Origin of the sequence: Enterococcus sp. AZ171 (genome assembly GCF_051714005.1) — a bacterium.
Classification (GTDB): Bacteria; Bacillota; Bacilli; order Lactobacillales; family Enterococcaceae; genus Enterococcus_B; species Enterococcus_B pernyi.
Genome location: NZ_JBIORA010000001.1, coordinates 1,576,672 through 1,599,728, shown reverse-complemented (window position 1 = coordinate 1,599,728; position 23,057 = coordinate 1,576,672). Strand labels below are relative to the sequence as shown.

The 23,057-nt window shown below is 37.4% G+C and carries 28 protein-coding genes and 2 pseudogenes; all 30 read left to right on the top strand.

Translation table 11 applies throughout. From position 1 onward, the window contains the following. Positions 1 to 74 precede the first annotated feature (74 nt). The 30 genes and pseudogenes from IGJ49_RS07840 (at position 75) to IGJ49_RS07695 (ending at position 23,057) form a co-directional block, all read left to right on the top strand. Entirely contained in the window at positions 75 to 965 is an 891-nt protein-coding gene (locus tag IGJ49_RS07840; RefSeq protein ID WP_010706378.1) for a DnaD domain protein, read from the top strand. Beyond that, positions 958 to 1,317, top strand: coding sequence for a DUF1064 domain-containing protein (locus IGJ49_RS07835; protein WP_002344305.1), 360 nt, complete (start codon positions 958 to 960; stop codon positions 1,315 to 1,317). Before IGJ49_RS07840 ends, IGJ49_RS07835 begins: the two co-directional genes overlap by 8 nt. A gap of 14 nt (positions 1,318 to 1,331) precedes the next feature. After that, a pseudogene (locus IGJ49_RS07830) lies at positions 1,332 to 1,493 on the top strand (antitoxin). Between the two features lie 2 nt (positions 1,494 to 1,495). Next, positions 1,496 to 1,795: a hypothetical protein gene (locus IGJ49_RS07825; protein WP_002344304.1), complete on the top strand. Its 300-nt coding sequence runs from the start codon at positions 1,496 to 1,498 to the stop codon at positions 1,793 to 1,795. Further along, positions 1,795 to 2,106, top strand: a pseudogene (locus tag IGJ49_RS07820) (MazG-like family protein); the annotation flags it as partial. The gene IGJ49_RS07825 and the pseudogene IGJ49_RS07820, both read left to right, overlap by 1 nt. Positions 2,107 to 2,136: 30 nt before the next feature. Continuing rightward, positions 2,137 to 2,544, top strand: a complete 408-nt coding sequence (locus tag IGJ49_RS07815) for a DUF1642 domain-containing protein (protein WP_438723991.1) — start codon at positions 2,137 to 2,139, stop codon at positions 2,542 to 2,544. Further along, complete coding sequence (locus tag IGJ49_RS07810) at positions 2,541 to 2,840, top strand: hypothetical protein (RefSeq protein ID WP_010706376.1); 300 nt, start codon at positions 2,541 to 2,543, stop codon at positions 2,838 to 2,840. Before IGJ49_RS07815 ends, IGJ49_RS07810 begins: the two co-directional genes overlap by 4 nt. Beyond that, a complete protein-coding gene (locus tag IGJ49_RS07805; protein ID WP_010706375.1) occupies positions 2,830 to 2,988 on the top strand; it encodes a hypothetical protein in 159 nt (52 codons plus the stop codon). Before IGJ49_RS07810 ends, IGJ49_RS07805 begins: the two co-directional genes overlap by 11 nt. 93 nt (positions 2,989 to 3,081) lie before the next feature. After that, the gene (locus IGJ49_RS07800; RefSeq protein ID WP_010706374.1) at positions 3,082 to 3,495 is read left to right on the top strand and encodes an ArpU family phage packaging/lysis transcriptional regulator; all 414 of its coding nucleotides are present in this window, start codon (positions 3,082 to 3,084) and stop codon (positions 3,493 to 3,495) included. Positions 3,496 to 3,774: 279 nt separating this feature from the next. Then, the gene (locus IGJ49_RS07795; RefSeq protein ID WP_010706373.1) at positions 3,775 to 4,350 is read left to right on the top strand and encodes a hypothetical protein; all 576 of its coding nucleotides are present in this window, start codon (positions 3,775 to 3,777) and stop codon (positions 4,348 to 4,350) included. A 51-nt stretch (positions 4,351 to 4,401) separates the two neighbouring features. Further along, positions 4,402 to 5,106, top strand: coding sequence for a phage terminase small subunit (gene terS, locus IGJ49_RS07790; RefSeq protein WP_025480327.1), 705 nt, complete (start codon positions 4,402 to 4,404; stop codon positions 5,104 to 5,106). Continuing rightward, positions 5,090 to 6,379, top strand: a complete 1,290-nt coding sequence (locus tag IGJ49_RS07785; protein ID WP_010706371.1) for a PBSX family phage terminase large subunit — start codon at positions 5,090 to 5,092, stop codon at positions 6,377 to 6,379. The genes terS and IGJ49_RS07785 overlap by 17 nt, the downstream gene beginning before the upstream one ends. 15 nt (positions 6,380 to 6,394) lie before the next feature. After that, a complete protein-coding gene (locus IGJ49_RS07780; protein WP_438723008.1) occupies positions 6,395 to 7,894 on the top strand; it encodes a phage portal protein in 1,500 nt (499 codons plus the stop codon). Beyond that, on the top strand, positions 7,894 to 9,057 hold the full coding sequence (locus IGJ49_RS07775) for a phage minor capsid protein (protein ID WP_002330822.1): 1,164 nt from the start codon (positions 7,894 to 7,896) through the stop codon (positions 9,055 to 9,057). Before IGJ49_RS07780 ends, IGJ49_RS07775 begins: the two co-directional genes overlap by 1 nt. A 110-nt stretch (positions 9,058 to 9,167) precedes the next feature. Beyond that, entirely contained in the window at positions 9,168 to 9,743 is a 576-nt protein-coding gene (locus IGJ49_RS07770; protein WP_002330823.1) for a phage scaffolding protein, read from the top strand. An 18-nt stretch (positions 9,744 to 9,761) separates the two neighbouring features. After that, positions 9,762 to 10,712 (top strand): phage major capsid protein, encoded by a 951-nt coding sequence (locus IGJ49_RS07765; protein ID WP_010706369.1) that lies wholly within the window; start codon positions 9,762 to 9,764, stop codon positions 10,710 to 10,712. Positions 10,713 to 10,729: 17 nt separating this feature from the next. Next, positions 10,730 to 10,978 carry an Ig-like domain-containing protein gene (locus tag IGJ49_RS07760; protein WP_025480326.1) on the top strand — a complete coding sequence of 83 codons (249 nt, stop codon included), beginning with the start codon at positions 10,730 to 10,732 and terminating at the stop codon, positions 10,976 to 10,978. Between the two features lie 32 nt (positions 10,979 to 11,010). Beyond that, positions 11,011 to 11,415, top strand: a complete 405-nt coding sequence (locus tag IGJ49_RS07755) for a hypothetical protein (RefSeq protein ID WP_002330825.1) — start codon at positions 11,011 to 11,013, stop codon at positions 11,413 to 11,415. After that, complete coding sequence (locus IGJ49_RS07750; protein ID WP_002330826.1) at positions 11,409 to 11,750, top strand: putative minor capsid protein; 342 nt, start codon at positions 11,409 to 11,411, stop codon at positions 11,748 to 11,750. The genes IGJ49_RS07755 and IGJ49_RS07750 overlap by 7 nt, the downstream gene beginning before the upstream one ends. After that, positions 11,750 to 12,076, top strand: a complete 327-nt coding sequence (locus tag IGJ49_RS07745) for a minor capsid protein (RefSeq protein ID WP_002330827.1) — start codon at positions 11,750 to 11,752, stop codon at positions 12,074 to 12,076. Before IGJ49_RS07750 ends, IGJ49_RS07745 begins: the two co-directional genes overlap by 1 nt. Next, positions 12,076 to 12,477: a minor capsid protein gene (locus IGJ49_RS07740; protein ID WP_002330828.1), complete on the top strand. Its 402-nt coding sequence runs from the start codon at positions 12,076 to 12,078 to the stop codon at positions 12,475 to 12,477. Before IGJ49_RS07745 ends, IGJ49_RS07740 begins: the two co-directional genes overlap by 1 nt. After that, complete coding sequence (locus tag IGJ49_RS07735) at positions 12,474 to 12,932, top strand: phage tail tube protein (protein WP_010706367.1); 459 nt, start codon at positions 12,474 to 12,476, stop codon at positions 12,930 to 12,932. Before IGJ49_RS07740 ends, IGJ49_RS07735 begins: the two co-directional genes overlap by 4 nt. Next, positions 12,922 to 13,269 (top strand): fibronectin type III domain-containing protein, encoded by a 348-nt coding sequence (locus tag IGJ49_RS07730; protein ID WP_002330830.1) that lies wholly within the window; start codon positions 12,922 to 12,924, stop codon positions 13,267 to 13,269. Before IGJ49_RS07735 ends, IGJ49_RS07730 begins: the two co-directional genes overlap by 11 nt. A gap of 40 nt (positions 13,270 to 13,309) precedes the next feature. Beyond that, positions 13,310 to 13,759, top strand: a complete 450-nt coding sequence (locus IGJ49_RS07725; protein WP_010706366.1) for a hypothetical protein — start codon at positions 13,310 to 13,312, stop codon at positions 13,757 to 13,759. A gap of 8 nt (positions 13,760 to 13,767) precedes the next feature. After that, positions 13,768 to 14,349: a Gp15 family bacteriophage protein gene (locus tag IGJ49_RS07720; protein ID WP_010706365.1), complete on the top strand. Its 582-nt coding sequence runs from the start codon at positions 13,768 to 13,770 to the stop codon at positions 14,347 to 14,349. Then, complete coding sequence (locus IGJ49_RS07715) at positions 14,342 to 17,824, top strand: tape measure protein (RefSeq protein WP_438723002.1); 3,483 nt, start codon at positions 14,342 to 14,344, stop codon at positions 17,822 to 17,824. Before IGJ49_RS07720 ends, IGJ49_RS07715 begins: the two co-directional genes overlap by 8 nt. A 4-nt stretch (positions 17,825 to 17,828) precedes the next feature. Beyond that, positions 17,829 to 18,662, top strand: coding sequence for a phage tail family protein (locus IGJ49_RS07710; RefSeq protein WP_086328163.1), 834 nt, complete (start codon positions 17,829 to 17,831; stop codon positions 18,660 to 18,662). Positions 18,663 to 18,670: 8 nt separating this feature from the next. Then, positions 18,671 to 19,714 (top strand): phage tail protein, encoded by a 1,044-nt coding sequence (locus IGJ49_RS07705; protein ID WP_086328164.1) that lies wholly within the window; start codon positions 18,671 to 18,673, stop codon positions 19,712 to 19,714. Beyond that, a complete protein-coding gene (locus IGJ49_RS07700; protein WP_086328165.1) occupies positions 19,714 to 20,763 on the top strand; it encodes a hypothetical protein in 1,050 nt (349 codons plus the stop codon). Before IGJ49_RS07705 ends, IGJ49_RS07700 begins: the two co-directional genes overlap by 1 nt. Further along, positions 20,763 to 23,057 (top strand): BppU family phage baseplate upper protein, encoded by a 2,295-nt coding sequence (locus IGJ49_RS07695; RefSeq protein ID WP_192211728.1) that lies wholly within the window; start codon positions 20,763 to 20,765, stop codon positions 23,055 to 23,057. Before IGJ49_RS07700 ends, IGJ49_RS07695 begins: the two co-directional genes overlap by 1 nt.

The window sequence follows — 23,057 nt, the reverse complement described above, 5'->3', positions numbered from 1 at the left end:
CATCTAATCCGCCGTTAAACAAATAATGAGGGAGTTTTCTCCCTCAAATTACTAGAACGAAAGGAGGGACTCAATTGGATTACATCGGACAGCTTAATGCTTTTGACAATTGGCTTGAATATAACGAGCTTGGCGCTGGTCCCCAACTGCTTTGGTATAAGCTAATGGCTATAGCAAACAAAAGTGGATGGCAGAGCGAATTATCGATTGCCAATACAAGGCTACAAGCAATGACTAAAACGTCTGAAAAAACATTGATTAACAATCGTAATCAATTGATCCAAAACGGACTCCTTCAATATAAAAAGAGAGGTCGTACAAAAGCTGGAGTTTATATTCTTTCTGATCTAACTGGAAATTTTACAGTAAAAACTACAGTAGATAATACGGTAGAAAACTCCGCTACTGGAAATATTCCAGTAGATAGTAAAGTAAATCCGAAAGTAAATAGGGAAGTAAATACTTCAGTAGATTCTACAGTAAATCCTTCAGCTTATATAAACAATACAAAACAAAACAAGACAAATAAAGAAGATGATATAGGCGTGTATGAGTTCATCCAAAAAAACTGGGGGAAAGCACCTACTGGACTTTTGCAAGGAGTATTAGGACCGATGATTAAAACTTGGGGAGCAGATATGATTCTCTTTGCTTTTAAATTAGCTTTCGAAAACAACGTTGAGATGCCAGGATTGAAAAAATATGTTGAAGCGATATTAAATTCATGGAGTAATCAAGGAATTAAGACAATGGAATCAGCAGAAAAAGCCCAAGAAGATTTTAAGAACAAGAAAAAACAAAACTATCTTCCTAAACGTCAAAACAATGTACGGCGTGAAAAGTTACCAGATTGGGTCAACAAACCTCAAGAAGAAAAGACGCTAGATCCTGATAAAAAAGCAGAATTAGAAGCCCGCTTTGCTGCTTATCAGGCTAAGAAGGAGGCGCTTCTTGAGAATGAATAAATATCGTAATCGAAAAACTATCCATCGAGGTATCAAGTTCGATTCTATCGCAGAAGCAGAGTACTACGATCTAGCCTTATGGCAAGCTGAAGCGAACGGCTGGAAAGTAAAACTTCAGGAACGATTTGAGCTGATGCCGAAATTTGAACTAGACGGAAAGAAGTATCGCAAGATCGAGTATATTCCCGACTTCACATTTTATAAAAACGGCAAACTTGTCAAAGTCGTAGATGTTAAAGGGATGCAGACAAAAGATTTCAAAATCAAAGCGAAACTCTTCTGCAGTCAATATCGAGTACCGCTGATCTTAGCGAAGAAATATCGGAATACGTTCAAGGAAGAACGGTTTTAACGAGGTGATCCATCATGACAACAGAAGAAGTGATTCAAATGCGAATTCGAAGCATTTAACGTGAAATTGACGATCTGGAGCGGACAAAGGCAGTGATGGTCAATGAAACGGCAAGGAAGACAATCGATTTGCACATAGAGAACTTAAGAAGGGAAATTCGTAGATTGGAGGAATGATCGTGGATAAGAAAGCAGCAATGAAACGAATTGCTGAATTAACCAAGTCAGAATCTTGGCAAGAAGACAAAGAAATAGTTGCAGAAGTCCAAAAGCTCGGTAAATCAATGTGGGCTGAAAAAACCAAACGGAGAACGCCGAGAAGAATTGCAATCTGGCATGGTGATCGAATTCTAGTAACAGGTACTGCTGAACAGTTATCTGAAATTACTGGTCTGAGCAAAAACATCATCTGGGATAGAGCTAGGAGCTTATGGATTGATTCAAAAGGACGACAGTTTAGGTATGTGGAGGAGAAATAATGGAGGAACTAATCACAAAAGTAGAGCAGTGGGCAAAAGATAAGGGATTGGATCAAGCTGATTCCAGCAAGCAAATGTTAAAAACGATCGAAGAGATTGGGGAAGTTGCCGCTTCTCTAGCTAGAAAAGATGAATATGGTTTAAGAGACGGAATTGGAGACGTAGTAGTAACCTTGATTATTTTAGCTATGCAAAATGATATGGATTTGTACGAGTGTCTGAACCAAGCATACAACGAAATCAAAGGACGCACAGGAAAAATGGTAGATGGTGTATTCGTGGTGAAGTCGAGTGATTTAAAACAACTAGACGAACCGAAGAAGCTAATTGTTAAGCCAATTGTGGCAGGTTGGATCGAAAAATCTACGGACTTTTTTACAAAATCTGAAAAAATAGCGTATTTAATCAAATCCAAAGATGGTGATTCATATTATTTCTGTGATTGGTTTGTACGAGATGGCATATTGACGCAAGAACAAGGAGAAGAATTACTCGCTTGGGCAACGAGACAATCATATGAAACACTATTGAGCCTATACAACGGCTACGAGGTTGAGAAAGAGCCAGTATGGGCAATAAAGAATGCCGATGGAAACTATCTTACTAAATGTGCTTTATGGGGAAAAGATGGAGTAAATTATAGTTTTGAATGCAATCCATCTTATCGATTGCTTTTCACTGATAAAGCAACAGCGGATGCTGCAGCATTGTTGGTGAATGGAACAGTGGAAGAGGTGGTAGAAAGATGAAACTAAAAGACGGATTTTACTCCAGCAGCCACGGTATCGGCGGTTTAATGCTAGATATGCAGACAAAGAATCCTAAAACACGTAAGAAACCAAAATTCAAAGTCGGTGACATGGTTCGCTGCGAAGCAGAAGGGTTCGTTTATCCATTTCGTGGATATGTAGAACACGTCTATAATCACTCAGCGATCATTCGTATTGAAAACACGATGGAATGTGACAAGTTATTAGCGAAAAGCAAAGAGAATTTAGCTGTAGCGAGATTGGTGGATATGGAGGTTATAAACAATGGAATTTAAAATCTTTGAAGAGGACACACGCTATGAATTAGAAGAAAAATTAAATGAATTTGCAAAGAATAATGAAATTCAGCATATATCTTTAACGGCTTCTAAGTCCGGTTGTACAACTTACTATGCAGCTGTTGTGAGCTACGTAAGTCAATAAAAGGAACTCGACAAATAAAAAAGCCGGATCGCTCCGACTGATTCAATAAATCCAACACATTTATTATATCACATAAAGGAGCGGTTTGACTTGATGCAATTGTTACGAGAGGTAGATTTCAAACAGACAAGATGTAATGCGAGAGATGTGCTGAAGAACTTTCGGCGTTTGGAGCGGATGGCAGGTCGCTCTTTGATAGATATTAAGTCGCCGATTATAACGGATATGCCGAAGGCACCGAAATATGGAAACAAGGCAGAAGACGCGATCATTCAGATGATGGATATAGAAGCGGAGAGAGATGCGATTCTAGCGGCTTTGATGGCTCTTAGTCTGATTAGTCGTCAGATACTCTACTACAGCTTCTGTGTGCCAGATAGCTTCTCAAACTACAGGATTAGCCGTGAAGTGGGTTATTCAGAAAGAAGCATACAGCGGATGAAGTCGGAAGCTCTAATAGAATTTGCAGAAGCGTATAAACATGGGGAAAAAATTGCTTATAAATAATTTGGCGGTTTTTTGGCGGAATGATGGCGGTTTTTAGCCATTTATCAGTGATATTATGATAGTGTCGAAAGATTGTGATAGGTCTTCGATAAAATAAAATGTAAGGGAGGAAATCTCCCTCGTCGTTTTAACTTCTTCTTTATGATAAACAGCAATCAACAAAAAAATAAATTGAAAGGAAGTGTAAAAACTCCTCTTCCTTTAAGTTCACGTGCCGTCTTTTTTTATGGTTACTATTTGTGATATGCTAAACTAAAATATAGTTTGGAGGAACAAATAATGGATGAATCTCTTAAGACGGCTCTCATTTTAGCTATTGTTGCTGGAATAATTAACGCGATAGTTAAAAGTGTTGAGATCTGTATGAATAATAGAAATGAAAAGAAAAGAATGAAATTGGAAGTCCTATTAGAAAGAAACGGTACATTGGAAAAGAATATTCAGGACTTTTTGTCAGGAGTTGATTCTGTCATGAAAAGCACTACCGGTTTTCCTTTTGCTTCAATTCGTCATATTGATAAAGAAATAAGCACCAGTGATTATCGACGAATCATAATCGATCAACAAGATGATATTAATGTTGGTATGGAAGTAACCTTTAGGACAATTACATCAATTAAGCTTTTGATTTCGAATTCTAAATACAAAATGAAAATAATTGAGTATCTTGAAAAGTGTAGAGCGGACTTAGAAGAATCTGTTTCAAAAGTCATGGAAAATGAAGTTTATAAAAATGATAGAGATATGATGGAGTCATTAGACGCTGAAATAGAAGTTTTACGTGGAAGAGCACAACACAATGTTGATAAATCAATTCAACTTTTAAATGAATACTTCAATGAAGATCCTTTCTAAGGGTCTTTTTATTTTACAAAACAAATGTTGCGGAGCGAGGTGGTGTCACATGTGAGGAAATATGAACAAGCTTTTGATGATTACAAAAAAGGCCTGAAATATCGAGAGATTGCCGAAAAATATGACGTATCAATTAGTACAGTTAAATCTTGGAAATCTCGTTACTGGTCTAAAGAAAAGGTTGCAACCAAGGACGCAACTATTCCGAACAACAAAGGAGCGCCAGAGGACAACAAAAACGCTGTTACCCATGGCCTTTTTGCCAATTGGTTACCTTCTGAAACATTAAAAATTATGAATGAGGTTGCAACCTCTAAACCTGAGGATATATTATGGAATAATATCATGATCCAGTACACGGCTATTATCCGAGCACAGAAAATCATGTATGTTGATTATGAGGGCAGTTTGTCCAAAGAAGTTTCTAAGTGGTCCTCGAGTGATTCTGGAAGTTCAGAAGAATATGCTATTCAATATGCTTGGGACAAGCAAGCTAATTTCATGAATGCACAATCAAGGGCTATGAGCACGCTATCAAATTTGATAAAGCAGTTCATTAATATTGCTGACGAAAAAGACGAAAGACGTAAGAAGTTGGAATTGATGGAATCACAAATAATCAAAGCGAAAGCAGATGCAGACATCGCTAAAAATAGTGCTGAGAAACTCACTGCTGGTGGGAAAGTCAATGATCTACTTCAAGCTCTCTTAGATGTTAAGTCTGGAGGTAATGGAAGTAATGAAGCTGAAGTTTAGCCCGAAGCAGATTAGCAATATTAATCAAGTGGTTCAAGGGATTGCTTTTGAATTGAATGAAGGAACACCTCGTAGTGGGAAGACAACTTCCGATATTTTTAAAATGGCTGATTTTTATTTGAGATCCCCTGATCAAAACCATCTTGTAACTGCTTATAACCAGGAACAAGCTTATCGAATGTTTATGGATGGAGATGGATTAGGCTTGGTCCATATATTTGATGGTTGTTCCGATATACGACACGATGAACATGGTGATCATCTGTTGTTATATGCTCCGAACGGTGAAAAGAAAATTTATTATAAAGGCGGAGGGAAGATAAACTCTGTTGGTGCTATCACGGGTATGTCTTTAGGCTCTGTGACATTTCTCGAATTTAATCTATTGCACAAAGACTTTATCAATGAATGCTTTAGACGGACATTCGCCGCTGAATGGCGTTACCACTTAGGAGAACAGAACCCACCAGCGCCAAACCATCCTAATCTTGAATTGCTTGAACGTTTTGAGAAGTCAGGACGTTTTTTATTTCGTCATTGGACACCGAACGACAATCCAATTTTAAGTGAGGAGCGAAAGAAAGAACTTTTTGATGAGCTTTCTAGTAGCGAATATCTTCTAGAACGTGACTGGTACGGACATCGAGTATTACCGCAAGGTGTTATCTATGCTATGTTTGGCAAGAACAACAAAGCTACCGAGATAAAGGGGAATATAATTGAAACATTTTTTACTGCAGATGGTGGGCAAGCTGATGCTACGACTTGTGCTTTTTGGGTGGTTACTCATCACGAAGGAAAGTTTTATTTGTATCGTTTAGCTAACTACTATCATAGCGGGACCGACACTGGAGAAACCAAGGCGATGTCTACATACGCTAAAGAAATCAAAAAGTTTGTTGAGTGGTGCTATACAAAATGGAAATATCTCCCTCGATGGAACTGGTTCTTTGTCGATCCAGCATGTAAAACACTAAGAACAGAACTGGATTTAATTGGTATTGAGACTGATAAAGCTGACAATAATAGTTCTGACAAAGTTTCGAGTAATGGATTGAAAATCGAAGTCGGCATTGAACGTCTCCAAAATACAATGACTAGTGGGCAATTCATTATCTTGGAAAACGGAGAAGAATATGATCACTACAATTTTGAAAAAGAAATATCTATGTACGTAAGAAATGACAATGGATTACCGATTGATAAATATAATCACGCTCTCGATGAAGCGAGATATGGAAACAATTATTTCTACAAAACTTACATCGCCTAGAAAAGAGGTGGACAAATGTTCGACAAATTAAAAGCTTTGTTTAGGATTGGAGGTGCAAAAATAGGAATGGTTGAAACGTTGAATAGTATCACAGATCATCCAAAGATTGCTATGAGTGATAGCGAATTAAGTCGAATAAGGAACAATAAAGAAATTTATAGAAACGTTTATGGGGACATAGAATATATCAATAGTGATGGTTATAGGCAGACGCGTCCTTTTCACTCGTTGAACGTATCCAAAGTAGTGTCCAGAAAGTTATCTAAGCTAGTATTCAACGATGGATGCAACATCAGTTTGGATGATGAAAAAGCTGATGAATTTTTGCAGTCGGTATTTGCTGACAATAAATTCAGGAAAAACTTCGGAGAAGAGCTAGAGGCTGGTTATGCCATTGGCGGTTTAGCTTTGAGGCCTTACGTGGATACCAATTCAGGTAAAATCAAAATTTCGTTTTGTCGAACTGATACATTTTTCCCTCTACAATCCAATACCAATGATATTTCAGAAGCAGCCATCGCTACTGTAACTCAGCAAGCCGAGGGACAAAAGACAATCTATTATACTTTGCTAGAATTTCATGAATGGGTTGACGGAAAGTACCGCATCAGAAACGAATTGTATCGATCTGAAGAACAAAAGCAAGTTGGTGTGAGGATCCCTCTCAACTCTTTAGAAAAGTACAAAAATCTGCAGGAGGAGACGATCTTAGATGGTTTTAGTCGTCCTCTTTTTGTGTATATAAAGCTAGCGGGTAAAAATAATATTAATTTAGATAGCCCACTAAGTTTGGGTGTGATCGACAATGCTAAGCGACAATTGGCAGATATCAATGAAAAATACGATGAATTTATGTGGGAAATAGAAGAAGCTAGAAGAAAAATTTTAGCATCTGATCACTTTTTCAGAGTTAAATATGACAGCAATGGAAAACCAGTGAAGCGGTTTGACAGTAAAACATCTGTTTTTCAACGGCTTAAATCTGATGAACCTTTTATTGATGAATTCGCTCCATCGTTGCGATCAACTGAATTTATAGCAAGTATCAATTTCATTTTGCGAATTATTGAGCTCCAGACAGGCTTTTCTAGTGGAACATTTAGTTTTGATGGCCAGTCTGTTAAAACAGCGACTGAGATAATTAGTGAAAACTCTGAAACTTTTTCTACTCGGTCAGATAATGTTCTTATTGTAGAAGAAGCGTTGAAAGAATTGATCACTACGATTTTTGAACTTGCTGGGGCATACAAGTTATTTAATCCTGTCAAAGAATTAGGAATAAATATCGACTTTGATGATGGTGTTTTCCAATCGCAAGATGCCAAGGCTGATTATTACTCTAAACTAGTAACAGCTGGCTTAACATCTAAGTTAAATGCTATTCAAAAACTTACTGGAGTTACAGAAAAAGAAGCAAAAAGGGTAGTATATGAGATTAGGGCTGAAACTCTTGATATGGATTACTCAGAGCATGAGCAAAACATAATTGAGGGACAATTAGGAAGTGAAGAATAATGGTTTCTCCACATCAGTTAGACTTATGGTCTTCTAATATGGCTCATCTATATCAATCGTTAGAAGGCGAATTAATACGTATTATCATCAAACGATTGAATAGTGGGCACGATAATATTTTAGATTGGCAAAGAGAAAAACTGCAACAGTTGCATCTATTTAATAAAGAAACTGCAAAAGTGATTTCTCAAATAACAGGAATTGCTGAATCTGAAATTGAAAGTATGTTTGATAGCTCAGGAGAAAAGATAATCAGAGACTTAGACAAACAACTACCTTACGATCCTAAGCCTTTGCCATCGAACCTAGACAATGTCATGAAAGCTTATCATGATCAAGTATGGTCTGACATAAACAATTATGTGAATCAAACGTTACTATCTACCAATTTTGGTTACGGAACAGCTACCACTCAAATGTACACAGAAATAATTAACAAAACGACTGCTGCATTTAACAGCGGTCTTTTTACATTCGATGAAGCACTAGAAAGAACGATTCAAGGATGGGCTCAAAAAGGTATTAAGTCTACTTTTATTGATAAGGGAGGGCATACATGGAGCTTAGATCGGTATGTTAGAGCAGTCTTAAAGTCTACCCTGTCAAATACCTATGACGCATTAAGAAAAGACCGCATGAGCGAGTATAGTGTCCACACAGTGCTAGTCACAAGCCATATGGGAGCAAGGCAAGCATGTTCAAAGATTCAAGGTCATGTGGTTGATTTACGGCCCGTATCTGAATTGCCTCTTAATTGGAAATATAGAAGTATCTACGACCCCTATTGGCAAGCAGAATATGGAACTGCAGGCGGTCATCGAGGTGTAGAATGTCAACATCTGCATATCCCATTTATTCCTGGTGTTAATACAAATAATCAGCCAAAATTTGATGCAAAAGAAAATAAAAAGGTTGCAGAATTAACTAAGAAGCAACGCTACCTAGAACGTCAGATTGTGAAATATAAAAAGAATAGAATGGTCTCAGAAGCTCTTGAACAAGACGAAAATGCAAAAGAGTGGGCGAAGAAAATTAGAGTCACACAAAGTCGGTTGCGCACTCTAGTTGATTCTGATGAGTATTTAAGTAGAAATTACGCAAGAGAGAAGGTATACACACCTATTAATACCTTATTGAAAGATTTCCACTATGACGATTTTTAAGTCTAATCAACGATTAGGCTTTTTATTTTGCCTAGACCTGCTCGGATGTCTCTAAAAGACGGCTCGCAGTGGGAGTTGCCACTCTAAAAAACACTTAGGAGGAAAAGAAAATGAAAAAAGAAGATCTTATCGCTTTAGGAATTGACGAAGAAATTGCTAAATCAGTTATGGCTTTACATGGGAAAACTGTTACGCAGTTAAATGCTCAAGTAGCTACTGCAGAACAAGAGCGTGATCAGTTCAAAGAACAGCTTGACTCTAACCAGACTGAATTAGACGCACTCAAAGAAGCTGCAAAAGGTAATGAAGGCTTGACTCAACAACTTGCAGATTTACAAAGTAAATTTGATGCTGCCAAATCTGAGTCTGAAACAAAACTTGCAGAGCAGCAGAAAGATTTCGCTATCAAGTTAGCTTTAAAAGAAGCGAATGCGCTTGATGAGAACATCGTCTTAGGTCTTTTAGATCGAGATACTATCAAGGTTACTGATGAAGGATTGCAAGGTCTAGATGAACAGTTAAAAAGCTTACAAGAAAACAAAAAATTTTTGTTTAATGCAATAGATAATTCTAATCCAACACCTCAAATTGTTATGCCTGGAAATCCTAAAAATGATCAGAAGACTTCTGGTCCTTCTTTAGTAGAAACTCAAGCAGAATTAAATAAATTTAGAATCACCCAATAATTATTAGGAGCTGACAAAATGAAAAAAAATAACTTATTTAAAATGAACTTACAATATTTTGCAAATGCCGAAACTACTTTTGATCCAGACGATGTGACAATGCAAACCGCTAAAACGGGCTCTATCCCAATTAACCAATCTACAGAAATCATCACAGAAGTTAAAAATGGATCTGCAGCAATGCGACTAGCTAAAGCTGTTCCAATGGCTAAACCAGTCGAAGAATTTACATTTATGACTGGTGTCGGTGCTTATTGGGTTGGCGAAGGTGAACGAATTAATACTAGTAAACCTACTTTCGCTAAAGCGACAATGACTTCTAAAAAAATGGCTGTAATTATTCCTACTACCAAAGAAAACTTGAATTACTCCGTAACAAATTTCTTTGAGCTAATGAAACCAGAAATTGCAGAAGCTTTTTATAAAAAATTTGACCAAGCTGTATTTGGCGGAGTCGAAAATCCTTATCAATTCAGCGTACTAAAAGCCGCTACAGATGCAGGGAATGTGATTACAGAAACTGCAAATAAATATGATGATTTTAACGATGCTATTGCTGCTATTGAAGAAAATGACTTAGAGCCAAATGGGATCGCATCTACTAGAGCGCAACGTCGTAAATATAGAGCTACAAAGGACGGAAATGGATTGCCGATTTTTAATACAGCAAATTCTAACGGTGTAGATGATATTCTTGGATTACCTATTGCTTATACTCCGAAAGGATCATTTGGCACGGGAGATACAGCGCCGGTAGAGCTAGTTGGTGATTGGAATTATGCTTACTATGGAATTCTAAAAGGGATCGAATATGAAATTTTGACTGAGGCTACTTTAACAACTGTGGTTGATGGAAATGGGAACCCAATCAATTTGGCAGAGCGTGACATGGCTGCTATTAAAGCAACTTTTGAGTTAGGATTCATGACTGTCAAAGATGAGGCATTTGCTGTAGTAAAAAAAGCGTAGCCCCTTCAAGCGTGACGTTGAACAAAACAGCTCTAACGCTTGAAGTAGGGGCGACTGAAACATTAACAGCAACTGTTTTGCCTGAAAACGCAGCTGATAAATCTGTTCAGTTTTCTTCTAGCGATACAGCAATTGCTACTGTAACTCCTGTACAAGGAAAAGTCACAGGTGTTGCCGCAGGAACAGCAACGATTACTGGAACAACAGTAAATGGTAAGACAGCAACTTGTGAAGTTACTGTAACAGAAGCAGGAGGAGGGGCATAGTTCCCTCTTCTTTTAATAAGGAGGGATATTATATGCCTTATATTGAATTTGAAGAATTCAAAGATCTTACTGGGAAAACAGATGATTTTAAAGCTGCTTTCGAAAATCATTTGTCAAAAGCAACTGCTATTCTAGATAGCATCACTAACTATTTTTATCAATTTAATAAAATTGAGGAAGATCCAATTGGTTTTCGTGTAAAACAATTTAAGCTAGCTTTATGTTCACAAATTATATATTTCGATGAAGTTGGAGCAGATACTTATGAAAGTATCAATAATACACCACAAAGCTTTTCTGTTGGTAGAACGAGTATCTCAAACTCTAGTAGATATAATCCTTCAGGAAAAAATGAGAGTAAATCACTTGTTGCCGAGGATATCTATATTTATTTAGAAGGAACGGGTTTGTTATATCGAGGTGTACCATCATGGTAATGCCTAAACCTCCAGTACAATTTCTAGTGGATTCTTTTATTTATCGAGAATATTTAGGAGAAGGAGAGTATAACCAACCTATTTATGGAGATTATGTAACTATAGAAAATTGTCGGATTGACCGAGGAAGTCAGTATTCTTTTTCACCAAGTGGCAAGCAGTTGCTCTATAATGCAGTAATTTTTTGTTATAAGACTTTAACTACCCCTTTACCGAATTTCAAAGAACAATCATTAGTTATTTATGATGGTAAAGAACATGTCATCACTAAGATCGAAAAGATTACAGAAGCGTATTCAGATGCTATCTATTCATACGAATTAGAGGTGATTTGATGAGTATTAAAGTTAATCTTGATGGAGTTAGAGCTAAAGTCAGCCCACAGGCTATGAAGCGAGGAAGATACGCATTAGCCAACCAAGCAATGGCTGACATGAACTCATTTGTACCTAAAAAGAATAATATCCTTCGCCAAAGTGCGCATATCAAAAGTGACGGCAGCGCTATTCTGTATGAAACGAAATACGCAAGGAGACAGTTCTATCTAAATGGAAAAAAATATACTACTCCAGGAACAGGTCCAAGATGGGATCTTAAAGCAAAATCACTGTATATGCCTTCTTGGAAAAAAGCGTATCTGAAAGGAGCTGGTATCCAATAATGGATTTTATCGATCGGATAAAAGATAAGATTAATAGTATTCCAGAACTGCCGTTAAAAATGAAAAAAGGCTATCTTTCTGCTGACGAAAGCTTAGTAATTTACCCATTACCAGGCGGACAAAATCTTGTGGAATACTATGACGGTATTAAAGATGTACAACTAAATTTTGAAATTGCGATGAAGTCAAAAGATGGTCATAGAATTGAGCAAACGCTTTGGCTTATCTCTGATTCGTTAGAGCGTGTGTCAGACGTTGCTAGCTCTGATGGATCTTTTGAATTTAACAATTTAACTATAACGAGCAAACCTTTCATCAATGATGCTGATGAACAAGGTTGGTTCGTTTTTTTATTAGATTTTCAAACAAAATTAACCACATTTGAGGGGGAAAATAAATGAGACGCAAAAATGCCTTACAAAGCTATTTTATTCAATTAATTACAACTACTAATGCTGATACACCAAGCGAAGACGGCTGGTTGGAGTTAGCAAAGTGGATTTCCAATGTTGATGATAATTCGAACGAAGAATCTGAAACTACTGGCTACTATGATGGGAACGGCGAAGGGGAGACAGACGTTACTTCTCATCAGTTAGGTTATTCATTTACAGGTTTATACGATGAAGATGATGCTGCGATGGAGGCTATTGAGGGCATGATTGGAAAATCAGGAGATGCTCGGAAAGTGTGGTTCAAAGTAGTATCTGCATCTGGTAAAAAACAACGTATTGGTAAAGCAACAGTAACAGAGCCAGTTGCTCAGGTCGGCGATGCTACTGCATACGGTGATTTCTCATGCGGTATCGCATTTGATAGCACACCAGAAGCAGAAGACGTCCCTGTTGCACCCTAATGCACCCCAGAACGTAACTGGGGTTTTGAATGATGGATCGATTTCTCTTTCTTGGGATGCCGTACCAAAAGCACAGGCCTATGTTATACACTATAGCAATGCTAATCAATCTGATCCTCATGATGCAACAATGATGGGATATTCGGAAAAAACCTCATGGACGTTAGCGGCTGAAGATGTTCCGACATTAGAGCCAGGAAATAAAATTTATCTGTATGTTCAAGCGTATAACGTTTTAGGAAAAGGAAAAGATGAAATCGAAAAAGCGCGATATTTACACGATGGTCCATTCATAGGTTCTGCTTGGTCCAAATCAGTAGTATTAATCAAAAAATAAGCCGAACTGTCCGTCTGGGCAGCTTTTTTAGGAGGATAACATGACTAACAAACTATCATTTCAAATAGAGAAAAAAGGGTTTCCTATCAATATTGGAGAAGTAGAGTTCTTTTTCGGTACTACTCCAGAAGAACTGACACGGTTTTTTGATACCCAAGCTGAATTTGAGGAACAGGTTAAGGAACTCAAACAACAACTTAAACAAATCAAGAATATCGAACAACCAGAAAAGGAAGATGCTATTAAGATTATTGATCTAACAAAAAGTTTAGCTAAAGCAGAATATGATTCGTTGCTTGGTAAAGGATCATTTGAAAAAATTTATTCTGTTTATCGTGATGTTGAGCAATTAATAGACTTGTTTGATCCGATTTCTTTTGAAGTTGCGGAAGCAATTGAAAAAAAAGCTTTGAAACGTAAAGATACTCTTTCTAAGAAGAAAGCTGATTTATTGAAAAAGAAAGCATTGAAAAATAAGAAAAAGAAGTAGGTGATTAAATGCGGTTAAATGACCCGTTAGTCACTTCGATAGAGTTTGATGGTATAGAATTACCTATCGATTTAACATTTGATAATGTACTAGATGTTTTTGATATTTTGGAAGATAGTGATTTGTTTCCAGAAGAAAAAGTGAATATGTGTTTAGAACTGTTGATCAGTGACTTTGAAAAAATTTTTCAAGGCCCGTCTGAACAACAGTTTTTATTATTTAACCACATTTTAGAAAATTATATTTCTGTAGGAGATAGTGATGGTTTTGAAACTGATCGTTTAGGCAATCCTATGCCTAATGCAGTTAAAGAAAAAAAGACCATCAGCCTAGTTCATGATGCTAAATACATCTATGCATCGTTCAGACAAATTGGCATCAATCTATTTGAAGAGCAAGGACGGATGATGTGGGAAGAATTCCAAGCGTTGCTTGAGAGTTTGCCAGACGACACCATTCTTGCTCGAATCATCCAGATTAGGACATGGGAACCGAGCAAAGGAGAATCAGCTAAAGAAAAAGAACGCATGAGAAAGCTACAACAAAAATATGCATTGCCTGATTCGGAGGTAGGTGAAGACGATGGCTGATGGAAGAGTAGAGATAGAAGTTGATGTGGATGGCAAAGGCGTCACCATACTTAACAAGGGTCTTGATCAGTTAGAAGGTAAGAGTAATAAAGCAGGAGCCTCAATTAAAAATTTAGTTGTTTCCCTAGGCCTCGTTAAAGTTGCGGCGGCTGCTTTTAATGTTTTAAAGAATTCGCTAGATTCCGCAATTAGCCGTTTCGATACTATGCAAAAATTTCCTAAAGTAATGAAAGCTTTAGGTTTTAGTGCAGAGGACTCTCAGAGATCCATTAACAAATTATCCGATGGAATTGATGGTTTGCCAACTAAATTAGATGATGTTGTAGCAAGTACACAGCAAATGACAGCAATCACTGGAGATTTAGATAGATCCACAGACACTGTTTTAGCATTAAACAATGCATTTCTTGCGTCTGGCGCTTCAACAGAAGATGCCAGTCGAGGTATGCAACAGTATAACCAGATGCTTTCGACTGGGCAAGTCGACTTAGAGAGCTGGAAAACTTTACAAGAAACCATGCCCCTTGCTTTGCAAAAAACAGCTGAAGCAATGGGATTTGTTGGGAAATCAGCTCAAAGAGATCTCTATAATGCGCTTAAAGAAGGAACAGTAACATTTGATCAATTCCAAGATAAACTGATTGAGCTAGGAACTGGAACAGGAATATTGGCAACCTTGGCAAAGGAGAATTCCCTGGGGATCGCTACTTCATTCGGAAATCTAAGTAATGCTGTTTCTAAAGGTGTAGCTAATCTTATTACTAAGTTTGATGAACTGGTGCAGAAACTTACTGGTAAAACGATTGCTCAAAATATTGATAGTATGAAATCTATTATTAATAAATCATTTGAAGAAATGTCAAAAGTAATGGACATATTGATAGATAATACTGATGATATGATTTCTGCTTTTAAAGGCCTATTAGACATTGTGGAATTGTTAGCTCCAGCTTTTATTGCAGCCACTGGAGCGTATGTAGGCTTCAAAACAGCATTAGCTCTAGGTACATTAATAAGTTTTGTAGGAAAAATCTATGGAGTGATAACGGCCCTAGGTAGTATGGTCAGCATGTTTGGAGTATCTGGAACAGCTTACGCATTGTTATCTGCTATTATTCCAGCTGGTCTGACGGTATTTCAACTACTTTCAGGTGTTATAGGAGCAGCAGTTGCAGCTTTCATCTATTTTTATAAAACAAGTGAAACGTTTCGAAATGGTATAAATAAAATTATTGAAGTTGTAAAATCTGGACTGATTAAGTCATTTGAATATCTAAAAGAAGTCTTTATTTCTATATTACCTACACTTCAAAAAGTAGCTGATACAGTAGGAAACTATCTTGTTAAAGGATTTCAAAAAGTTGTCGAAGTCGGATCAGCAATTGCTTCAGTAGCGGTACCAGCTTTTTTTAATTTTGTTGATGCAGTAAAAAGAATTGTTTCTTCTGGCATAGAAAGATTTGGCTCTACTCTTTCGCAAATAGGCTCTGTATTGTCAGGGATTTTTTCTTCTGGTATAGAATTGGCAGGTAATCTGCTGGAAAAATTTGGAGGAGTTTTTGGTAAAGTCGGCGGAGCAGTTTCTCTAGTTATCGGCATTTTGACTAAAGTAGCAATAGCAGCACTAGGGCTTACTGGTCCATTCGGATTGGCAGTTTCTTTAATTATTTCATTTATATCAGCGTGGGCTAAAACTGGCGATTTTAGTGCAGATGGAATCACAAAAGTGTTTGATCAATTAAGTGAAACAATTAGTAATGTGGCAGGTTCTATCTCTCAATATCTCCCGCAAATTATCGAAAGTATTACTTCTGTGATTACAAGTATTGTCGACAAAATAGTTGAAATGTTACCGCAACTAACAGAGATAGCTATACAGCTTATTCAAACATTGACGGATGCAATTGTTACTTATTTGCCTAAATTGATTGAAATAGCCACGAAAATAATAACTACTATTGTACAAGGCATTTCATTAGCTCTTCCCGCACTGCTGTTGGCTGCAACAGAGATAATTACAAAACTCATTTCTGCTTTTGCTGAGCTTCTACCCAAAATTATTGAAGTTGGCACAAATTTGTTAACTATGCTTATTCAAGGGATCGTAGCAGCACTACCTACGATAATTGAAGTTGTCATTCAGATTATTAATACATTGATTGATGGGTTCTTAACGGTACTACCTATGCTGTTAGAAGTTGGATTACAAATCATTACTTCTCTCGTGAATGCGATAATAACTGCATTGCCTCAACTTGTTGAAGCATCTACCGTTATCGTTACTACTATGCTAACAACAATTATTGAAGCTTTACCGACATTAATTTCTGCAGGAATACAAATGTTAATGGCGCTTATCGGAGGTATAATTTCTATTCTTCCGTTGTTAATAAATGCTGCTATCCAAATCACAATGGCTTTGATTAGTGCATTAATCAGTGCACTTCCGCAAATTATTGCTGCTGGCATTCAGCTGTTATTAGCATTAATACAAGGAATAATCTCGATATTACCACAGTTGGTTGCAGCGGCAATTCAAATAACTATTGCCCTAGTTAATGCGTTGATTAGTGCTTTGCCTCAATTGATATCAGCGGGTATTAAATTGATTGTTGCGTTGGTAGATGGAGTGATCTCAGTACTTCCTCAATTAGTATCAGCTGCTATTCAATTAATGGCTGCTTTGTTCAAAGCTTTAGTAGGTGCTATACCACAACTTTTATCAGCTGGTGTTCAATTGATCAACGCACTTATTAGAGGAATCTTGAGCTTATTGGGACAATTATTATCAGCTGGAGCGAGATTAATTACTGGATTATTGAGTACCATAGCTCAGTTTCTTGGACAAATGGTGAATGCTGGAGCCAATTTAATTAGAAACTTAGTTTCTGGGATTCTTAGTGTGATAGGAACAGTAACCAGTGCAGTATCTAATATAGGAAACTCTATAATAGATACTTTGAGTGGAATTGATTTATTTGAAATTGGTTCAAACATCATACAAGGATTAATTAACGGTATCGGTTCAATGGTTGGAGCAGTTGCTTCTAAAATTTCTGAAGTAGCGGGAAACATTAAAGACAAAATAACTGGCGCGCTTGGAATTCATTCTCCATCACGTTGGATGAGAGATTATGTTGGTAAGTTCATCCCTCAAGGAATATCTGTAGGTATCGAAGCAGATGCGAAATCTGCATATTCAGCAATGAATAAGCTTTCTAATGGTTTGATGAATTCTATCACGCCAGAATCAGCACTCGGTACTTCGAGGATGGGGATGGCATCTGTTGGATCACAAATAGTTAATAATACCTATAACAATCATAAACAATTTGATGTTGAAAAGCTTGCACAAGTAATTGCAAAACAGCCAGTACGGGTCTCAAGTTATTTAGATGGGACTTTAGTAGGGGATAATATGGATCAACGTTTTGGAAAAGTATTGAATCGTAGATCGTACATGAGAGGAGAATAGGTTAATGAATGAGAAAACTCGTGTATATCTTGAATTTTCTGATGAAGTTGTCGAATTGACAAATAATTCTTATCTGAGATTGATTGAGATTAATATAGGTATGCCAGTGGCAAAAAATGAGTTTGTTGAGTTTTCTGGAACGAATGGAAAGCGTCTTTCGAACAGCTCGTTTGACGCTTTTCCTATTACACTCTCATTTGACATTCGAAGTAGAGAGCAATCGATGTTTGACTTAGTTTTGCAAAAGACGGAACTCTGCGAATTGTTTACTAGAGAACCGGAATTTTATCTAATTTACAGCAAAGAGCCAGGTAAAAAATATCGAGTAGTTTATGATTCTATTGACGATGAAAGAAAAGGCGTAATTTACACAAGATATACTGTAAATCTGGAAACTATCAGAGGATATTCTGAATCCATCGCAACTACTTTAACGGATTTCAATCTAGAGGAAGAATGGCAGTTCTCGCAAGGTCTAGTGGCGGAAGATTACAAGTACACGCATCAGACGAGTCACTTCATTATTTACAATGCTGGAAGCTTTGAAATTGATCCACGTGAACATTATCTGCGGATCGCATTAGAAGGAGAATCAGAAGGAAATGTGACGATTTTCAATAAAACAACTGGCGATCGTTTTATTTACTATCCATCACTTTCTACGAATCTCGGACAGACATTAGTCTTGGATGGTGTGATTCCAAAATTGAACGGCGTGAGTTGTGGTATTAATACGAATCATGGTCTGATCAATTTGGTTGAGGGAGTCAATGAAATCGAGATCCAAAATATTACTCGCGTGAAATCTTCATGGGATTTCCGTTTCTTATATAAGTAGGTGATTGAGTGACTGATTTAATTATTCGAAATTATGAACAAACCAAAGAAGAAATACTTGTCGGTTATGACAAGGGTTCTTTTTATGAAAACTGGCAACAAAATGAAACGTGGGAGATCGGCTTTACCGTTACCAACAATTCGTTGAATCAGGAAGTATTTGATTTAGTTGAATACGAGTCTTCTGTTTTCTACAACGGACAGGAATTTGTGATCAAAGAAATGACTCGCAAAGCACTTGGACAGTTGTTGACGAAACAAGTGGTTGCGACACATATCTATTACACGGTTCAAGATGGCTATCAGTACAATACAGTAACTGGTGCGAGATCTATTAGCCAGTTACTCACACATATATTTAGTGCAGGTAGTCGCGGCTTTACATGGGAAGTCATTGATCCAAACAAGAAATTCCTTACAGTCGAACAAGAAAACTTCGGTAATGCGAATTATTTGAAGCTGGTCAATGAGATTCTGTCTGACTATAATGCAGTCGTGATTCCGAATAATAAACATCTAACGTTCTATCCTGCCAGTGAGTACGGCCAGCAGACGGAAGAACAGATTCGCTATAAATACAATACAGATGAAGTATCGTTCGATATTGATACGTATTCCTTGAAGACGCAAATCAAAGGCTATGGAAAATTGAAGGATGGTGCAAATACTGAGGATCCTAAAGATAGTGACTATGTATTTACTCCCATCACTTACACAAGCCCTGAATCACAAAAGTGGGGAATCAGGATACAAGATCCTGTTAAAGACGAACGGTATACCGTATCAGGGAACATGCTCGAGCGGTTAAAGACAGACTTGCAAGACTATCCAAGTATTTCGGGATCCGTAACCTTGAAATGGAAAATCAGTCCCAACAAAGGCGATCACGTCCCATTCATTTATGAACCTTTGAATATTAATACGTACATTCAAGTGGTAGGAATCAAGACGTATCCAGCGATACCAAATAAGCCGCCAGAAATCACATTGAGCAACACAAAGAAAACAATGACATCGATACTCGCTGAAATGGCACAGAAAGGAGTGATTTGATGGGGTTATTAAAATTAATCAGTAACCGTATCTCTACGGAATGGAAAGAGAAATTTAATAAAAATATTGACTATCTCAATGATCTTGAAAAGAAACTATCTGATCAAGACAAATCAACGAACAGTCGTATTGATAATCTCGTAATCAACTCGGGCGGTGATTCACCAAACGAAGTAGTGGATGCACGGGTAAACAATAGAGGAGAAACCTTTCCTACGTTACACGGCAGATTGGTAGAACATGAAAACCTGACAGATGAACAAATTAGTGAATTAATTACAAATACCGCTAGTCAAAAAGCACAAGTGGAGCAATTAAACAAAGCAGTCCAACAAATCATTGGAGGGTATAACGAACCTATCAGTATCTATGTTTCAAAGGATGGAAACGACCAGACTGGAGATGGATCCCAAGAGAAACCATTTCTCACGATCCAAACTGCAGTCAATTCAGTTCCGCTAATTACTACATCATCTGTCACCATCTGGATTAGCGATGGGGTGTATTTGGAAGATGTATATGTCAATGGTTTAACATTTAGAACATTTGTCATACGTCCTTTAAATGATACCAGCACATTAGACCCTCAAGTGTCTGATTGTCCAGTAAAAGTTAGAAGTATTATGTTCGCAACGTGCACTGGCTATTGTCAAATCGTCGGAATGCAGATCGTTGACACTGCAAATTCTCCACTTTTTCAAGGAAGACAGTATGGAATTGTCAATGAACAGAGTGGCTATATGGCTATTAGTCAATGTAAATTTGCGGAGAATACTAAATCCTTGGCATATAACGCTGTATATGTAGGTGGGACTTCTAAGATGAATATGTATGGTTCAACAACATTCATTAATCAAGACATAGCTGTGCAAGTTCGTTTGTTATCAGAGTTTAGTGTGGGCGACTTGAAGGGTTCAGGCAATAACATTGGGGTGTACGTTGATGCAGCAACTGCTAGATATGCCAAGCCAGCTGCAGGATTTGCAACAACTGAAAATAAAATTATCGGCAGAGGTTTGATTATCAACAATGGGCAGGTGTTAAGCTGATGGTTTATAAAATGAATGAATCGATCATTGTGATCCAAGCAGAAGCAATTAAGCCCAATGATACGAATGTTGTTTTTTGGTCGCATGATCGAGGAACAGCTAAGCTTCGAATGAAGTTAGTTCGGAAAAACGGCATCCCTCAAAGCTTACCCGAAGGGACGACTGTTCCGATTCGCTTGATATTTAAATCTGCAACAGCAGAAGACGGATATGGAAAACATGACTATCTTGCCACCATTGAAGATCGTGTGAATGGTATTGTATCTATCGTATTAGAAGATAATATTTTAGGATATGTCGGAAAAGTAGAAGGTAGCGTATATATTGATTTCCCAGACGACCGATCGTTGGATACAGCTGGTCGTTTTACTTTTGACATCAAACGCAGTCCAATTGATGATAGTACGCCAGAACTAGAAGATTATTATTTCAATGGGTTTAGCCAGACAATCGATAAAATCGAAAAAATTCTAGCTGATGGAAAGCAAGAGATTGATCAGAAAATTGCGGAATCTGAAACGCAGATTGATGCGAAACTGAAAGACACAAACGACAAAATCACGAAAGCCAATCAAGATGTCGCAACTCTCAATACTAATATTGATAAAGCGAATGATCGTATCGATCAAACAAATCAGCAAATCGGCGATCTCGGTAAGCTGAAAAAAATGTACTCTAATTCATTAGACTTCGGGGACTATGACTATTCGGGGAATCCTAATTTATTTCTTAATCTGGATTTTTCAAAATTAAGTAGAACAAACTCATCTATACAAACGCCCTATGCATATATTAAAGATCATGGCACATATTTTGAGATAGACGGAAGTGATCCGTCTGCAGCAGGGATTTCTAGAAATGTATTTGTCCCATTTATTGCGCGGTTAGAAAAAGGTGCAACATATATCGCTACCGTTCCTATGATGGTTTCAGAAGATTTTAGTACTGATTTTGGTGGGACTCCTATTTATCCTTATAGTGCAACCGATAGCAATACTACACAAAGACCAGTGTATATGAACCCAAATGAAAGTTGTCGTGGTCAATGGCAATTTATCAAAAAAGCATTCACAGTACCAAACGATATGATGGATGGTAATTTTGCGCCGTTTTTGCAAGTATATCAGAAGGCAAATGAGGTAGGTAAACTCTTCATTGGTTATGATATAAAAATAGAAAAGGTGGCATCGACATCCTCACCCGCCACAGCATACCAGCCGAATTTACTTGGTATGCCGTATTACTTGAGCAAGGTGGCTTTGGGTGAAAATCTAATTAAACCAGAATCACAACAACCAGTTACTAATAGTAACTATCTTATTAAAACCTATAACACCAAACCAATGGTAAAAGGCAAGAAGTATACCATCACACTGGAAGGAACTAAGCCAACAACACAGGTTTTTAGACCATTTTTTACGCAAGCTACAGGAAGTCCATGGGGGTTTGGTGATTTGAAGCCAGTAGAAGGGTTAACTGATATTTGGTCTGCAACATTTACCGCAAGTACTGATTCACACCCTACTAGCCCACAAGTGCAGATTTATCAGGTACCAAACACAAGTGTAGGACAATGTACAATTAAGTGGTTAAAACTAGAGGAAGGCGACACACGAACCCCGAATATTAGTCAGTTTAAATACTTCGGTGAAGGATTGAAAGACAGTAACAATCCGAACGACTACAGCTGGGACATCACACCTGAATATACTGAAAAAGGCTTGAATGATTCGGTGAGCTTAACCGAACCACAATCTGTAGATGGAACTAAGAACTTTTTAGAAACCCCTCTAGTTAATGGAAAAAATGTACTGGTCGAAGAAAAGCTGTTGCCTTATGAAGCGTGGCATTCAACAGGAACTGAACAAACTGGTATTTCTAATAAAGCTCGGTTAATTATTGGACCAGTAGCAACCACCATTGGAGCAAAGTTGAATCGATCTATGAAGGAGAATCCGTTGACTTGGAATTCTGGAAATTGGCAAGCAACAGCTAATCGAGATTGTACTTTGTTAGTAGAAGGGTTAGTTAGATATCAGTTTGGCGGATCAACAGCTGGTCAGTATGGTTATATTACTTTTTATAAAGACGATGCTCAAACTAGTTCTATTGGTTTCGCAGGTGGTGTTGGTATAAATGGAACTGCATTGCAATGGAAGCATGGGCTTCACTTTAGTAGAATTTTCGCGTTGAAAAAAGGAGAGTACTTCAATATCACTTTTGAAACTCAGGATGGTAAGAAGTTAGATTTTTCTCAAATAAACACGCTGCACATTATGGAAATAGAATCTTAG

Bases quoted from the DNA above. Each gene is read 5' to 3' on its own strand.
- IGJ49_RS07835 (WP_002344305.1), top strand. From the start codon at position 958: ATGAATAAATATCGTAATCGAAAAACTATCCATCGAGGTATCAAGTTC.
- IGJ49_RS07755 (WP_002330825.1), top strand. From the start codon at position 11,011: ATGCCTTATATTGAATTTGAAGAATTCAAAGATCTTACTGGGAAAACA.
- IGJ49_RS07745 (WP_002330827.1), top strand. From the start codon at position 11,750: ATGAGTATTAAAGTTAATCTTGATGGAGTTAGAGCTAAAGTCAGCCCA.
- IGJ49_RS07800 (WP_010706374.1), top strand. From the start codon at position 3,082: ATGCAATTGTTACGAGAGGTAGATTTCAAACAGACAAGATGTAATGCG.
- IGJ49_RS07725 (WP_010706366.1), top strand. From the start codon at position 13,310: ATGACTAACAAACTATCATTTCAAATAGAGAAAAAAGGGTTTCCTATC.
- IGJ49_RS07785 (WP_010706371.1), top strand. From the start codon at position 5,090: ATGAAGCTGAAGTTTAGCCCGAAGCAGATTAGCAATATTAATCAAGTG.
- IGJ49_RS07775 (WP_002330822.1), top strand. From the start codon at position 7,894: ATGGTTTCTCCACATCAGTTAGACTTATGGTCTTCTAATATGGCTCAT.
- IGJ49_RS07810 (WP_010706376.1), top strand. From the start codon at position 2,541: ATGAAACTAAAAGACGGATTTTACTCCAGCAGCCACGGTATCGGCGGT.
- IGJ49_RS07765 (WP_010706369.1), top strand. From the start codon at position 9,762: ATGAAAAAAAATAACTTATTTAAAATGAACTTACAATATTTTGCAAAT.
- IGJ49_RS07715 (WP_438723002.1), top strand. From the start codon at position 14,342: ATGGCTGATGGAAGAGTAGAGATAGAAGTTGATGTGGATGGCAAAGGC.
- IGJ49_RS07795 (WP_010706373.1), top strand. From the start codon at position 3,775: ATGGATGAATCTCTTAAGACGGCTCTCATTTTAGCTATTGTTGCTGGA.
- IGJ49_RS07750 (WP_002330826.1), top strand. From the start codon at position 11,409: ATGGTAATGCCTAAACCTCCAGTACAATTTCTAGTGGATTCTTTTATT.
- IGJ49_RS07720 (WP_010706365.1), top strand. From the start codon at position 13,768: ATGCGGTTAAATGACCCGTTAGTCACTTCGATAGAGTTTGATGGTATA.
- IGJ49_RS07700 (WP_086328165.1), top strand. From the start codon at position 19,714: ATGGGGTTATTAAAATTAATCAGTAACCGTATCTCTACGGAATGGAAA.
- IGJ49_RS07740 (WP_002330828.1), top strand. From the start codon at position 12,076: ATGGATTTTATCGATCGGATAAAAGATAAGATTAATAGTATTCCAGAA.
- IGJ49_RS07770 (WP_002330823.1), top strand. From the start codon at position 9,168: ATGAAAAAAGAAGATCTTATCGCTTTAGGAATTGACGAAGAAATTGCT.
- IGJ49_RS07805 (WP_010706375.1), top strand. From the start codon at position 2,830: ATGGAATTTAAAATCTTTGAAGAGGACACACGCTATGAATTAGAAGAA.
- IGJ49_RS07780 (WP_438723008.1), top strand. From the start codon at position 6,395: ATGTTCGACAAATTAAAAGCTTTGTTTAGGATTGGAGGTGCAAAAATA.
- IGJ49_RS07695 (WP_192211728.1), top strand. From the start codon at position 20,763: ATGGTTTATAAAATGAATGAATCGATCATTGTGATCCAAGCAGAAGCA.
- IGJ49_RS07735 (WP_010706367.1), top strand. From the start codon at position 12,474: ATGAGACGCAAAAATGCCTTACAAAGCTATTTTATTCAATTAATTACA.
- IGJ49_RS07710 (WP_086328163.1), top strand. From the start codon at position 17,829: ATGAATGAGAAAACTCGTGTATATCTTGAATTTTCTGATGAAGTTGTC.